Annotated in this window: 10 protein-coding genes; 7 read left to right on the forward strand and 3 right to left on the reverse strand. The window is 46.0% G+C overall.

Going from position 1 to position 15,408, the window contains the following annotated elements:
* From ACJ751_RS00695 to ACJ751_RS00720, 6 genes are all read left to right on the forward strand, one after another.
* On the forward strand, positions 1 to 2,060 hold a 2,060-nt coding region (locus tag ACJ751_RS00695), incomplete at its 5' end, for a hypothetical protein (protein WP_407743440.1).
* 28 nt (positions 2,061 to 2,088) lie between these two features.
* A complete protein-coding gene (locus ACJ751_RS00700) occupies positions 2,089 to 4,869 on the forward strand; it encodes a hypothetical protein (RefSeq protein ID WP_407743441.1) in 2,781 nt (926 codons plus the stop codon).
* Positions 4,870 to 4,917: 48 nt separating this feature from the next.
* Positions 4,918 to 5,445 carry a hypothetical protein gene (locus ACJ751_RS00705; protein WP_407743442.1) on the forward strand — a complete coding sequence of 176 codons (528 nt, stop codon included), beginning with the start codon at positions 4,918 to 4,920 and terminating at the stop codon, positions 5,443 to 5,445.
* Positions 5,446 to 5,652: 207 nt separating this feature from the next.
* Positions 5,653 to 6,714 carry a family 16 glycoside hydrolase gene (locus ACJ751_RS00710; RefSeq protein ID WP_407743443.1) on the forward strand — a complete coding sequence of 354 codons (1,062 nt, stop codon included), beginning with the start codon at positions 5,653 to 5,655 and terminating at the stop codon, positions 6,712 to 6,714.
* A 113-nt stretch (positions 6,715 to 6,827) separates the two neighbouring features.
* A complete protein-coding gene (locus tag ACJ751_RS00715) occupies positions 6,828 to 8,702 on the forward strand; it encodes a von Willebrand factor type A domain-containing protein (RefSeq protein WP_407743444.1) in 1,875 nt (624 codons plus the stop codon).
* Positions 8,703 to 8,756: 54 nt separating this feature from the next.
* The gene (locus tag ACJ751_RS00720; protein WP_407743445.1) at positions 8,757 to 10,277 is read left to right on the forward strand and encodes a serine hydrolase; all 1,521 of its coding nucleotides are present in this window, start codon (positions 8,757 to 8,759) and stop codon (positions 10,275 to 10,277) included.
* 109 nt (positions 10,278 to 10,386) lie between these two features.
* Here ACJ751_RS00720 and ACJ751_RS00725 read toward each other — a convergent pair whose 3' ends face one another.
* The 3 genes from ACJ751_RS00725 to ACJ751_RS00735 form a co-directional block, all read right to left on the reverse strand.
* Complete coding sequence (locus ACJ751_RS00725; protein WP_407743446.1) at positions 10,387 to 12,042, reverse strand: glycosyl hydrolase family 18 protein; 1,656 nt, start codon at positions 12,040 to 12,042, stop codon at positions 10,387 to 10,389.
* Between the two features lie 267 nt (positions 12,043 to 12,309).
* The gene (locus ACJ751_RS00730; protein WP_407743447.1) at positions 12,310 to 13,101 is read right to left on the reverse strand and encodes an MBL fold metallo-hydrolase; all 792 of its coding nucleotides are present in this window, start codon (positions 13,099 to 13,101) and stop codon (positions 12,310 to 12,312) included.
* Positions 13,102 to 13,141: 40 nt separating this feature from the next.
* The gene (locus tag ACJ751_RS00735; protein ID WP_407743448.1) at positions 13,142 to 13,579 is read right to left on the reverse strand and encodes a carboxymuconolactone decarboxylase family protein; all 438 of its coding nucleotides are present in this window, start codon (positions 13,577 to 13,579) and stop codon (positions 13,142 to 13,144) included.
* Positions 13,580 to 13,661: 82 nt separating this feature from the next.
* On the opposite strand from ACJ751_RS00735, the gene ACJ751_RS00740 reads away from it, so the two are divergent.
* On the forward strand, positions 13,662 to 15,134 hold the full coding sequence (locus tag ACJ751_RS00740; RefSeq protein ID WP_407743449.1) for a PLP-dependent aminotransferase family protein: 1,473 nt from the start codon (positions 13,662 to 13,664) through the stop codon (positions 15,132 to 15,134).
* Positions 15,135 to 15,408 lie beyond the last annotated feature (274 nt).

Genomic DNA, 15,408 nt, shown 5'->3' on the forward strand with positions numbered 1-15,408 from the left:
ACAACCTGCTGGCCTCTGCTGCCCATTATCTCAACGATCCGGAAGTGCTCAATAAATGGATCGGTATTGCAGTGACGGAAACAGACACCCGCCTGCGTGCCGATATGCTGTACCGCATCACCGGCAGCAACCTGCAGGCCATTCCTGATCCCGCCGCTTTTATGCAGCTGCTGGTAAGCGTACTGCAACAGGACGAGGGCCGCGACACCGTATTGTGGCTGCTGGGAAAATTGTCGCTCTCCTTCCCTGCCGCCAAACACCCGCTGATAGATTTCTATCAGCAGCATAACAATGCAGATACCCGTCGCCTTATTCTGGCCTGGCTGCTTATTCCCAAAACAACAGACGAAACAGATCTTGCCTTCTTTAACAGCATCCTGCAGGAAACAGATTCAGACGAAAAAAGATTAGTGATCTCGCGTTTACTGCTGCACGATAAACTAAACATTGACCAGATCACCCAGTTGCTGCAACCCATAACGCCTGCAGCTATTAAGGAAGTAGTGCTGCGGTATTGTATAGACCGCTCCATTGTACCTGAGGTACCCCTGAGCGTTATACTCCGCATAGACCCCGAGCCTCGCTTTCGCCACTGGGCCATTCTGCTGCTGGCTGTACACAGCGTAAAAACCGTGGCCGTGCTGGACGCTATTATGTATGCGCTGAAAAATGACCAGGACGCCCGTGTTCGTGAAGCGGCCCTGCATGTGTTTGCCTACAGCATCAGCCTGACGCCCGAAACAGTGGCCTACCTGAATTATTGCCTGAGCTCCGAAACCAACACCCAGCTGGCCCTGCAACTGTTACAGTTCCTGGCGCCCCATACCAGCCAAAGTCCCGAACTGACAGACGCCCTGTTCTACCTGCTGCAACAGAACCTGCATGCCAGCATAACGCTTTCCATTTACGACATACTGGGCCGGTTGGTTCCCTCCCATCCGGCTATGCAGGAGAAGTTCATCATGGCTTATGAGCAGGAGCAGCGCGACGATGCCAAAGCCATCATCCTGAAAGCCCTTAGCAATACCATGGGCGACAGACACGAACTGTATTTGAAATCACTTCGTTCCCCCGCCGCCGGTATACGTGAATGGGCCATCGAGGGCCTGTTGACGATACCACTTACCCGCGGGAACGTACCCATTATAATACAGGCTGCCCCTGCTTTGCTGCAGCCTGAACTGCGCCTGGAACTGCGGCGGCAATTGGCCCGCAAGCTCAGCGTTATACCCAACCTGCCTGCAGAAACCGTAGCCGTGTTTGCCCGGCTGAACGATCATGAAAGAGATGGCGACATCCTGCGCAGTGCTACGTTGGCACAGGAAAAAGCCATCTCTCACAGCGGTGCTGCCGGTATTGACTGGGAACAATGGCTGCATAAAGCAGATGTAGCCCACGATCTAAATGGGATCTTTCCCCATATCTGGTTTTACTTCAGCGAAAACCCCGACATGGCCAAACAGGTGCTGTACGCCTGTATGAACCCTGCCAACGACAACGCGCTGTATGCACAGAACATTTCGGAAGCGGATATCCTGGAATTTATGATCGCCAATTTTGGTATTGACGAACACCTGATCAGGTATGCCATCAGTCGCCTGTTACAGGCCGATCTGCGCACCAATGGCATGTTATACCATTACCTGTTGATCATTAAAACCTATCCGTTGGTGCCTGAGCTGCAGCCTGCGTTGTGGCAATTGCTGGAATTACGCGGCTATAGAAACGGGTTGAATCTTATTCAACTCGACGAGCTGTTACGGATCATCTGGGGTGATGACCTGGAAAACCAGTTCAAACAACGCATTGCCGCGCAACAAACGGTGAATGGAATGTTTCCCTATCTGCAATACATATCCGTGAATAATAACTGGCGGGCTGCGCCCGCGGTGCTGAAAAGCGTATTGGAACACCACGCTGCCATGCTCGACGACACCAGCTTCTCTAATCTGTTCAAAGAAGCCTGCCGTAATGCGGGTGTAGACGTAGACAAGCTGATACGCACCACCGTTCCGCCACCAACGCAAAAAGCGGAGGACGGTCCCGGCTTTGCAGATTAACCCTATTCATTCCAACAACTATTATCCAATGGCTACAGACATCAACTTATTCGACATACTCGTATCGCCGGAACGCAGTACAGCAGACCGCCTCAAAGCGCTGGCCGACTTTCGGCCCTTTCTTGAATCAGAGGAAGGCGTTGCCAAACTGGCCGCTGCCGTCAGTGAGGAAGCAAGCAAGGAAGTAAAACATGCCATGCTGCAACTACTTTGCGATATTGATAGCGCACGCATCAGCAACCACTCCGTTTATATAGACACCATGGCCAGTATTGCCTGCCTGGAACCAGAGCGGGAACTGCGTCGCCTGGCAACCAGCGTTCTGGCAGAAATAGCTGCCCATAATCCTTCTGTACAGGAGATACTGGCGCTCACGCTTACCAACGACCTGGATACCCAGGTACAACTGGCCAGCCTTCACGGCCTGCACCAGGCAGTACCTAAAACAGCCGATACCATTCAGGCGCTGTACGCTTACATTCCCGTAGCGCCAGTGGCCTGCAAAGAGTCATTGCTGAAGCTGGTAGCGCCGCTGCCGTTGCCCGATAACGCCAAACTATTACTGCTGTTTATCAATCCAGCGGAGCGCGAACAGCTGCGACTGGCTGCTGTACAGGAGCTTGCCAATATACCATCACTACCCACGGAAGTACTGGCAGGCATAACCGCCGCGCTTACTACAGATAGCAGCTGGACTGTACAGGGCGCCATCATCAACTTGCTGCGCACCCGCCAGCACATCGATGAACAGGTGTTCACGTACCTGTTTAAAGCCCTGCAGCAAATGCCCGATCAGCCGGAACTGTTGGCGCTGGTAGGGGAACGCCTCACCGCCCTGGCGCACCTGCAGCCACTTTTTGCCGACCTGTTCCATCAAACATCTTCGGCCAATTTAAAAATGAACCTGCTCTCGATGCTGCAGAACAGTGAGATCCCTCAACTGATCATAAGCGCGTTGCAGGATAACAACCCATATGTGCGCGAAGCCGCTATTCCTTTGCTGGCCTACCGCTTTGCACAGTGGCAGGATCAGCTTGAACCCGTGCTGGCAACGGCAATCAGGAATGAACCATTGATTGCCCTGCGCCGTGCCCTGGCCGACGTACTGCTGCAAACCGGCCGTAAGTCGGCACAAACAGAAGCGATCCTCACCTCGCTGGCACTGCATGAAACAGACCACTGGCTGAAAGCAAGACTGGCAAGTGCCGTTTGCCAGGTAGTGGTCACTGATAGTAACCGACATGACCAGCTGCAACTGTTCTGTGAAGTAATGGAAGGCCCCTGGTACCCGGAGACGTTGAAAGACCAGGTAATAGAACGCCTCAAAACGTTCTCCTATACAGACGATGCAGGTTTTAAACGCTGCCTGGCATTGTTGCTGGAACAGGCAAAAGATATCTACGAACTGGAACGCAGCTACGAACTGCTGAAGACACTGAAGACCGATTGGGAAGAACTGGCGCCTGTGTTGCTGCGCCTGCTCTTCAGGCACATCGGTTCCTATCCACAGGCGCCACTGGCCGACTGGGTACAACTGCTGGGCAAAATGGCCGATCACCAGGCGGCGATACGCACCGACCTGCCCTGGATGATCCAGCTCACCGGCGCTACCTGGCTGCTGAAGAACGCCGAAAAAAGCGAACAGACAGGCGCCTTCCTGGCAGCCTTCAAACATGCCCTGATGACCGACAGCGGTACAGCCACTTTCTTAGGTATGAAGGCGCTGATCACCGACGCCTGGAACAACCGCACCATCAAAAAAGCGGAATTGATAGAACTATATGGTATGCTGCTGCGCATGCCTAAATCTACCGGCCTCATTCAACTGGTGCTCGGTATTATGCAAGAGGGCAAACTGGTTACACCAGAACTCATAGACATCAGCCTTCGTTATATTTTGTACGGGCAGGATTCCGGTACCTTGTACGAAGTAACTAGCTACCTGGGAAAGTTGGGTTTCATGGACCTGAGCTATCGCCAGAAACTGACTGATCTGTTCACACAGGAGCGCTACAATGAATACATGCAGTACCATGTGCCCGATATACAATCAAAACGCAGTGCTACCACCATGAACGACTGGGAATTTGCAGGCTGGGCCTGTGCCTACAATAATTGGCCAATAGCCAGACTGGTGTTTGCACTGGAACCTGGCGACCTGCTGATAAACATCTTCAACGCACCACTACCGGCGCTGCCGGCACAGAACACGTTGCAATACCTGGTGCTGGAGCACCTGTTCCGCAACGGGAGTGGTACCTGGGCCAAAGCAATCTTTAAGGATCAGCAACTGTACAGCTCCTTCCTGTTCATGCTGGCCAGCCGCTACCAGCAACTGCCCGCCGGCCATGCGCTCGGTGACCGCATGATAGTAACCTTTTGGAAAAAATGGAACGACTATCTATCCCTGCTGAACAAGCAACCTGTTACGCCCGAATTGTCTGAAGCGGCCAGTATTATGTATGCAGGTGTACTGACCAAATTGAGAGAACTTGATCCCGGGTTCAGCGGGAAACAGTACCCGGATGTGCCCAAACAGATGAATAAAGAAGCTTTACAACAGCGCTGGCCATTTACTACGGAAATGTGGGAGGATTTTGCCTATAAACATTTCCCCGTGAACGATCCTGCACAGGAAGCCGCAGTAGCACTTTACCAGCGGGCGGCAAAGACCATGGAAGCAGGCAAGTGGCAGGATGGGTATATGCTGCTGAAACAACTGCTGACGCTTTATCCGCAAACAAGGTTTGTGAAAGAAAAACAGGAGGCGATAGAGAAAACAATTAAGATGGTAGAAGAAAGGCAATAGAGCAGGTTAACATTTCGGAAATTCTCGAATACATATATACTTTAATCTATGAAATTAAGATTTATCTTATCGGCTGGTGTTGTATTGTCATTGGCAGCCTGTAATACGCCCACACCCGAGCATTCTTTTGATGTAGCTGTTTTGAATGCAAACACGTTCGCCCGTTTTGGCGGAAAGGAGATCTATGAGATGCTTCAGGAAACACCACAATCGTATGATGAAAAGAGCAAAAAAATGGTGCAGTCATCTTATGTGGATCATGTGAAATTCCGGCTTATGTATGCAGAAAAGGCGTATAAGGATGTACAGGCGCTTTCAGAAACGGAGGAGACAAAGCCAATGATCGAGGCCTCCAGGGACCTTTTCGGTTATACGATCGATAAGGAAAAGAATGGATATCTTTCCATCGCCGCCATGAAGGATGCGCATGTGGCAGATGATTCGATCAAATTGGCTGCTGTCAGATTTGAGCAGCTGTATCAGAATGCGTTCAGTGAGAAGTACAAGAAGCTGATGGAGTTGGGTAAGGTGTATGCAGACAAGCATCATATAAAGGTCGAATTCCATAAATTTTAATATCCCACGCCAACATAACCCGCCGGGGCTTTTAGCAACGGCGGGTTTTTTATTTTATAGCGTTGCTCCATCATTTCCAGGTTTTGCATGATTATTAACAATTTACAACTATGAATGAACTTGCACAAACTTGAACAAGCCTTGAAAACGAACCGTGACCCGGGGAGCCGACATTTGCAGGCATTGCATAAAGCCTAAAACATTTGTATGGTAAAGAATTTATTCCGGTCAACGGTATTGTTGCTTAGCTCACTACCATTTTTAAACACACAAGGCCAAGGTATTAACCTGGCAGACTGGCGAGTGTTATCAGAACAAAACAATACAGCCCCCTTAACAGATACTATTTACCAGGATAAGGCCTGCGTAAAACTTGACGGCAAAGCCCTTGCGGGCATCTGGAACAAAACAATCGCCCTTAAAAATTTCAGATTGGAACTTGATATTGCAGGAACCGTTATGCCTGGGATTGGGTTCCATGCGAAGGATGAACAAAATTACCAGTTCCTCTATTTTCGCCCGGGCTATGGCGGCACCATTGAGGCTATTCAATACATTCCCATTTATAACGGGGCGCTGAGCTGGGTGTTTTACGGCGGTTACCAGGCCGCGGCAAATATTCATAAAAACGAATGGTTTCATGCATCCATTGAAGTACGGGGCAACCATCTTAAAGTATTTACCAATAACAACCCGAAGCCCGATATGGATATTACTATGATGCAAACGGAGGCGGACAAAGGTGCACTTTTATTACGAACTATGTTTGGCCCGGCTTATTTCGCCAACTTGAACTGGCGGGAATTGCCGGAAGGAATAACCGACTGGGAGATCTCTGATCAGTTACCCGCAGGCTTTATATACGATTATGAAAAGGTGAAAAAACTGCAAAACTGGAAAAAGATAAATGAGCCCGCCGATGATTATGTGAACCTTTGCCGTTATTTTAAGTTACCGGAAGGTACCGTGGTTGCCCGACATATACTATATGCAGATAGCGTTACAAATAAATTACTTGATTTTGACTTTACGGGTACACTCCGAATCATTCTGAATGGCAAAGAGATCTTTAGCTATGATAAACACAAACTGGAAAGAGTAGAGGCCGATACCTATACCACCAGGCTTTCCCTTCAAAAGGGACAAAACGAACTGCTTTTTATCACGCAGGGTGATGGATTTATTTTCGGCAAGGGCTATAATTCCCTCGGGCGATTGCAACATCAGAATTGGGGTTTTATTGCCGGAATTGAAAACCCGCGAAAATGAAAATAAACGTTATTCTGAAAGGAGTGAGCAGGCTCCTTTCAACAAAATTTGATTTGTTTGTTAATTACTTTATGTAATTGCCTTTTTTCCTGCATCTGTTTCTAAAACAGCCAATGAAAACTTTATTATCACTGCTATTGTGGTGTGCAAGCACCGTTTTGCTTAATGCACAGTCTGCCATTACAGGAAAAATAACCGATGAAAAGGGAGTGCCGCTACAAGGGGTCAGCATCACGCTTAAGGGTACAAATAAAAGTACAGCAAGCGATGTAAATGGTTTCTACTCAATACAGGTACCAGATGAAAAAGCAACACTCGTTTTTTCAAGTGTTGGTTTCGATGTGCAGGAAATTAAGGTAAAAGGAAAAGCTGTGATTAACGTACAACTCAAGGCCTCTACAAATAGTCTTGACGAAGTGGTGGTTGTAGGTTATTCGACACAAAAAAAGATGTCTGTGACAGGTTCTGTAGCATCAGCACTTTCAGGTATGGTTCCAGGAATAAGTGTCAATAACCAGGGGTATTCCGGCACTTCCCAAAACGAAGACTTTAACAGAGAAGGTTACGACAATATCAAAGAAAATGAATTTCAGAAAGTCACAGATCATCCGCTTTCTACTTTTTCTATTGATGTTGACGCAGCTTCCTACAGCAATGTTCGCAGATTGATAAATGAAGGCAGACTTCCCACTCCGGGAGCTGTTCGCGTTGAAGAAATGATCAACTATTTCTCATACAATTATCCGCAACCCTCCAATGACAAGCCTTTCTCTATAACCACTGAATCTGCACAATGCCCCTGGAACAAAGATCATCAATTAGTAATGATCGGGCTACAGGGTAAGAAAATAGATTTCGACAAACTGACTCCTTCCAATCTTGTTTTCCTCATCGATGTAAGCGGCAGTATGCAAGACGAAAATAAGTTGCCGCTGGTTAAATCATCGCTGAACTTATTAGCAGAACAATTGCGTCCGCAGGATAAGATCGCCATTGTGGTATATGCAGGTAATGCGGGGCTGGTTTTGCCTTCTACAAATGATAAATACAAAATCAGGGAAGCGATCAATGCGCTCGAGGCCGGCGGATCGACAGCAGGCGGCGCCGGTATAGGACTCGCTTACCAGACTGCACAACAAAATTTTATGAAGAACGGCAATAATCGCGTGGTACTTTGTACCGATGGTGATTTTAATGTAGGCGCCAGCAGCGATGATGAGCTGGAAAATCTTATTGAGCAAAAACGCGCATCCGGTGTATACCTTACGGTGCTTGGATTTGGTACGGGCAACTATCAGGATGCTAAAATGCAAAAGCTGGCCGATAAGGGTAATGGTAACCATGCTTACATCGATAATATAAATGAAGCGAAAAAGGTATTGATCAGCGAATTCGGCGGAACGCTTTTTACCATTGCGAAAGATGTAAAGCTGCAGGTTGAATTCAACCCTGCCAAGGTAAAAGGGTACAGGCTCATTGGGTACGAAAACAGGATGCTGGCTAAAGAGGATTTTAACAATGATAAAAAAGATGCGGGTGATATGGGCAGCAATCATACTGTTACTGCCTTGTACGAAATTATCCCGGCCAATGTAGCGAATGATGAAGAACTGGCAACAGTTGATCCCTTGCGTTACCAAAGTCAAAAACAGAAAAAGCAGTCTGCCTCCTTTTCCAATGAATTGATGTTTGTGAAAATCCGTTATAAAAAGCCGGATGAAGACAGCAGTAAACTCATGGAAGTATCAGTAAAAGACGACTCCCGGGTGGCCAGCAATAACATGCATTTTGCTTCAGCTGTGGCAGCGTTTGGAATGGTGCTAAGAAACTCGGAATTCAAGGGAGGAAGCAATTATAAACTGGTAAAATCACTTGCTACAAGTAGTATCGAGAGTAGCAGTGATGCCTACAAAAAGGAATTTCTTGAATTGGTGAAAAAAGCGGAGCACCTGAAAGCTACTGCCAAAGCCGAAGAAGAGGAATTTTAGCTACGACCGTATCATTTTCCTTATTTTCGGTGCCTAATCAACCTAACTTCGATCATGCGCAAATTACTGCCCCTGCTGTTGCTTGTAGCCATCAGCCAATGCATTTTCTGCCAAACGCCTGCCTTTATTACCGATAGCCTGGATAGTTACATCCGCCAGGGGATGAAAGACTGGAATGTACCGGGGTTAGCCATTGTAATAGTGAAAGATGGACAGGTTGCTTTTATGAAGGGTTATGGGGTGGCAGATACAGCTACACGCCAACCCGTAGATGAAAACACCTTGTTTATGATTGCCAGCAATTCCAAACTGTTTACCGCTACCGCGCTTAGCCAGCTGCAATATGACAAAAAACTTTCGCTGGATGATAAATTCACCAAATATTTTCCCGGGTTTACATTATACGAACCGACCACCACCGGTTTGTTAACGATCCGCGACCTGCTTAGCCATCGCATTGGCACCAAAACCTTCCAGGGTGATTTTACTTTTTGGAACAGTCGCCTTACTCCGCAGCAGATCATGCAAAAAATGAAGCTGATGAAACCTGAGGCCGGTTTTCGTAATCATTACGGATATTGCAACAGTTGCTTTTTAGCAGCAGGCGAAGTAATTCCAAAAATAACCGGTCAGACGTGGCAAAAGTACATCCAGGATAGTATACTAACGCCCTTGCAAATGGATCATACGTATACGAGCATACACAGCCTGTCAGATACCCGCCTGCTGTCAAAACCTTATACCACCAGTTTTACCGGCATGCTGAACCAGGTACCCTGGGACGACTGGGATAACCTGGCGCCGGCCGCAGCTTTGATCAGCAATGTGAGCGATCTGTCGCACTGGCTTTTGTTTCAACTGGATAGCGGCCGTTATGAAGGAAAACGTGTGATGCCTTTTAGTGTGCTGCAAACAACCCGCGATATTAATACACCCATTACAAGCCGTAAATCAACTGTAGTGCCCACCCACATTGTAGGATACGGATCAGGCATCCTGGTGGGCGATTACAATGGCCGTCAGGTTTTCTGGCATACGGGCGGTGCTGCCGGCATGGTAAGCGTTGTTTGCTTTGTTCCCGAAGAAAGGCTGGGAATCGCGGTGCTTACGAACAACGATAACCAGAATCTGTTTGGCGCCCTGCGCACCCAGGTGCTGGATGCTTATACCGGTATGCCTTATCAGAACAGAAGTAAGAAATACCTTGCAGATTTCAATACTACCATGGCCGATACTTTAAAAACCATTCACGGTTGGCAGGCACGGGTAAAAGGCATAGCACCATCACTGCCACTACCCGCTTACGTGGGGCATTATACAAACGGGTTGTACGGATCGCTGGATATTAAGCTGGGGGCAGATAAAAAGAGCCTACAAGTAAAATTCAACAGCCATGATCATTTAACCGCTACCCTTTCGTATATGGATTCGCAGGAATGGCTGATGCAATACGACAATATTGAGTACGGTATCTTCTCTGTACAATTCAAGGTCAGTGGCAACAAAGTAATATCCATTGAGACCAAAGAAAGCGATTTTGTGGAAGAAGATCCTTATGTGTTTGTGAAGCAGTAATAACTGAAAAATAAGTTGATTAGGATAGTTCAGCTATAAATTAAAGAGGCCGCCCGTGGCGGTCTCTTTAATTTATTGATATTATGTGGAGTTGGGAGGATGCGTTCCTTTATTGCACTATCAGCTTTTGAACATAATGCTTACCTGCATTTTCAATTTTCACAAAGTATGTTCCTGGCATATATTTCACCGGAATATTAATAGTACCAGTGTTGGCATTAAATTGAGCCAGTGTTTTACCAGAAAGATCTATTACCGTTACATGTACAGGTGCATTGGCATTGTACTGTTTTACGGCAACAGTTAATGCAGATCCTTTTTGTACCGGATTGGGATACATTCCTCCCGGTATGTTATCTGTAACAGTATTAAGTGATGCTGTTGCGATCCTTGTGGTCCTAGCAGTAATGATACCAACATTGAATTTTTCCCAGCCCTGAATGGTCGTACGGTTACAGTTCATCGCTGCGGTGCCATTTTCTGAACTTACATACAATCCATTATTACCACGCAATGAGATGGTATTGTCTGCATTTACCACCCAGTCAAACTGCTCCCAACCTTGTGGGGTGGCACGGTTGCAGGTCATGGCCTGCGCGCCGTTTTCAGATGACACGTATTTACCCATGCTCTGCAGCGTTACTTTACCATTGCCGGCATCCCCTACCAAAAACTGTTCCCAGCCCTGAGGGGTAGTACGGTTGCAATTCATGGCCTTTGTACCATTTTCCGAACTAACATACAATGCGTTACTGCTGGACTGCAGCCAAATGGTTTTGCCTATGGGGGCTGTGGTAACAGGATTACCGCCACCGCCGGTTCTGTTTAGTACTACTTCATGGATAGCCGATACCAACGAGTACTGACCGCTTACATCACCTGATAATTCCCACATCATAATGCCCCCACCCTGATCAAAAGCCAGGTTGGTTTTATTTTTAATGGTAGTAATTCCATTATATCCTTTACCATTGTAGGTATCAGAATAAGGGTCAGCGCCCTGGGCCAGCAATTGTGCGTAAGTTTCCCAGGTAGGGCGGCAGTAAAAAGGAACCCCCAGAATAGCTTTGGCAGCCGGCACGCCCCTTCCCCGCCAGTAATTCATACATTGCACCGCCAGGTTGTAGGTAGAATGCTCGTAATCGTTATCGTCGTAAGCCATAATGGTCAGATAATCTACCGTAGCAAAAACTCCGTTTACAATGGAGGTACCATATAAACCGATGACAGCAATGGTACACAACTTTCCATTATTATGCATGGTAGTAGATAACTGTTGCATCATCAATAAAAAATTATTCGCCTCTGTTCCATCAGCCGGGTATTCCCAGTCAATGTCTATACCATCCAGATTATACTGGTTTGCAAAAGCAAGCATATTGTTTGCAAAGTTGACCCGGTTGGCTGCACTGGCTACTATTCCATGAAAGCCATCTCCGCCGCCTCCGCCGCCTACTGAAACCAGCACTTTAACGCCATTGGCGTGTGCAGCTGTAACCAGGCTTTGAAGTTTAGCCGGATCTTCAATAGGCTGATACCCACCGTTGGAAGTAGGGATCAAAAAAGCATAGTTTACGTGGGTTAATTTGTTGAACTGAATGTTACTTACCGAACCGGCCCAGGTAGGCAGGTAGCCTACTACTTTAAACTGTGCTTCTGCCGGTGTCATTAATGATGACAGCAATATGAGCAGCATACAGCACATCATTCTGCCTGGCTTTGTTTTAAGATGGCCCAAAAACAACATTCTGGAATTTTTCGTCATGTTTTCAATTTTAAAGGTTAACCAAAAAAAGTGTACGGACTTACACGTAAGTCCCGGGAGAGGTCATTCGGAGTTAGTGCGAAGGGGGATGCAAAAATGTTGTTAATTGAGAGGGTTACCAAATTTGTGACCACATCAAAACCACTACAGCAGAAAATGGTTGTATGACTATCAGTATATTACAAAATACTCCTGGATGCTATATCACATAAACAGATAAACGCATTCGTCTTCAATGTCTGTAATCAAGCGGTCTCTCCATTTATCTTATGAAAAATACTTCTTCATCGATTCCGCAAAAACCTGCTTTACATTTTCGTGAAGATTTTGAGTTTTTATATAGCCATAAAATGAATCAAAAGGAATTGAATCAAACCGCTGCTTGACTTTCCGCATTTCAGGCTGTGCCAGAGGGATACGATTTGGATAACTACGTAAAACAGAAAAGTGTTTTTTGCTGGGGGAAAGAAACAAAGTATCGCCACAAAGTATGGTCCCTTCTTTCGACAAAAAGGGCACATGCAAAATGCTGCTGCCTTCAAAATGACCGCCTATCAGCAGTATTTTTATTCCCTCCCACAATGCCAATTCATCGCCCTGCCAAAGATGAATCTGCGGTCCCTTTTCCACAATATGTGCAGCATCGTTATCATGAATGTATACAGGACAATCGAATACCTCCGCCCACTCATTCATATTGCTGTAATAATGCGGATGCGAAAATGCAATCGCTTTCAGTCCGCCTTTAGATTTTATAAATTGAACAGTGAGTTCATCGAGCAGCGGAATGCAATCCCACAATACATTCCCCCCTTCTGATAAAACCAATAAAGCTCTTTGACCAATCGCAAATATGGGATTGATCTCTATCTCATACAGTCTCTCATGAAGCTTATTCAGTTTAATACTGTGTTTCCTGTGAAGGTCTTTAGGTGTTGTCCAACTTTGTCCTGTTTCCGGAATGTACTGCCGTTCATCGCTGCAAATCACACACAGCCCGGGTACTTCGTCTGCAGGGTAATAGGTGCCGCAAGTGCTGCAAATAATTTTTTCTTTCATTTTTTATGGATGTTAGGTTCTGGTAAAAGATAATTTCAATTTATTCTGCAACCATGTGCATGGAAATGGCAATGCGGTTCCAGCTATTGGTTACAGTGGTAATAAAAATGAGCTGGGCAATTTCAGTTTCGCTGAAATACTTTTTGGCATTTTGAAAAGTGTCTTCCCTTAATCCGGCTTCCTGGATCCTTGTTATTTCTTCTGCCAATTTTAATGCGGCCCGTTCAGATTCCGTGAAGAAAGGAGTTTCCCACCAGGCACTGATCGCAAAAACCCTTTGCTCGGTTTCCCCTGCTTTTCTTGCATCCTGTGCGTGAAGGTTCACACAATACCCACAGCCATTGAGCTGCGAGGTTCTTAGTTTAATGAGTTCTGCCAGTTTCTTTTCGATCTTAAAAGCAGAGATTTGTTTTTCTGCTGAATTCATTGCTTTATAAATACCGGCTTCTGCGGCGTCAATGTTCATTCGTTCTTTCATATTATTTGTTTTTTGATTTATCAAAGCTATATCTTTACTGGATTACCTGAATAGTCCAGATCCAACAAATAAACTAATCCAGATGGCATTATTGAATGAGCTGATTATTATCGATGACAAAGCTGGCGTATCCGTGTATTTGCAGATCACCAACTTATTTATTCATCATATAAGACAGGGAAGATTAAGAAAGGGGTTGAAACTTCCCGGGTCAAGGGAACTGGCAGGTATGTTGGGAATTAACCGCATGACTGTAGTAGCCGCTTACCAGGAACTGGAGGCGCAAGGCTGGATTGAAATGCTGCCCAAAAAAGGAACATTCATAAAAGCAACACTTCCTTTATTGTCACCTAAAGCCCTGGCGGGTGATGTGGCTGACTTCCAACTTCCGGCACAACCCGGCTTTATTTATGATAAGAAAAGAATTATTCCGGTTGGTTCTTCTAATCTCCCATCAGCAGGTAAACTGGCTTTTAACGATGGGTTTCCTGATGTTCGCCTGGCGCCCATAGAAGAACTCACAAGATGCATGCGGAGTCTTTCCCGCCTTTCTGCAAATAAAAAATATTTACTCTACGGTGATGCGCAAGGCACTTTGTTACTTAGACGAACGCTTGCCAATTTTTTGTGCGACACCAGAGGTTTATCAATTACTGCTGAAAATATTTTAATTACGAACGGCGCACAAATGGGCATTTTCATTGCAGCTTCTGTAATTATTAGCCCGGGTGATGCGGTAATAGTTGGTGTACCTGGTTACAATATGGCTAATATGACCTTTCAGCAACTGGGCGCCAAACTTATTTATGTTCCTGTTGATGAGGAAGGTATCGATACCAACGCAATTGAAAAACTTTGTGAGAAGAAAAAGATCAGAATGGTGTATGTGATCCCGCATCATCACAACCCTACTACGGTCACCCTGTCGCCCGAAAGAAGGATGCACTTGCTTAGCCTTGCAACAAAATACAGGTTTGCGGTCATTGAGGATGATTATGATTACGATTTTCATTACTCCAGCAAACCGATCATGCCTATGGCCAGTTATGACAGCCAGGGTAACGTAATTTATATTGGTACACTTACTAAAACCTTTGCACCTGCTGTAAGACTCGGTTTTATTGTGGCGCCAAAGGAATTCATTCAAACGGGCACTAATTTTCGTAAGATCGTGGACACCCAGGGAGACAGTTTACTGGAAAATGCCATTGCTGAATTATATAAAGATGGAACAATTGTAAGACACATAAAGAAGTCGGTTAAGTTGTATAAAGAAAGAAGGGATCACTTCTGTGATTGTCTTCAAAAAGAATTAAGCGACCAGGTCTCATTTAAAGTCCCTGATGGGGGCATGTCTGTATGGACAACCTCTCTGCAACACGATTTAAAGGTAATTGCCCGCAAAGCATTTGATCATGGTTTAATCATGAAAGACGGGACGTCTTATGACATAGGCAGGCAGCGTTTTAATGCTGTACGACTTGGTTTTGCATCATTGAATTTTAAAGAGCAATTACAAGCGGTAAAAATTATAAAAGAAGTGACGGCAATGTAAGATAACATTTCCTGAATATTCCATGGCTGTGTGCTTGCGGGTTGCTGGCACGTACATCCGGCTTAAAAAAATCCTGCGCGTTTTAATCCGTATCTTTAAAAATTTAGAAAGTCTACATACACAGCAACCTAATAGCATGCAATTACCCGAAGCGATATCGTTGATTCAGAAAGGAATTATTCCGCATAACTTACCACAAACCTGGGCCGACCTCGGGGCCGGCAAGGGATTATTCTCAGAAGCCTTATTCACCCTTTTACCACCCGGTTCAACT

The organism is Niastella sp. (assembly GCF_045805085.1).
Classification (GTDB): Bacteria; Bacteroidota; Bacteroidia; order Chitinophagales; family Chitinophagaceae; genus Niastella.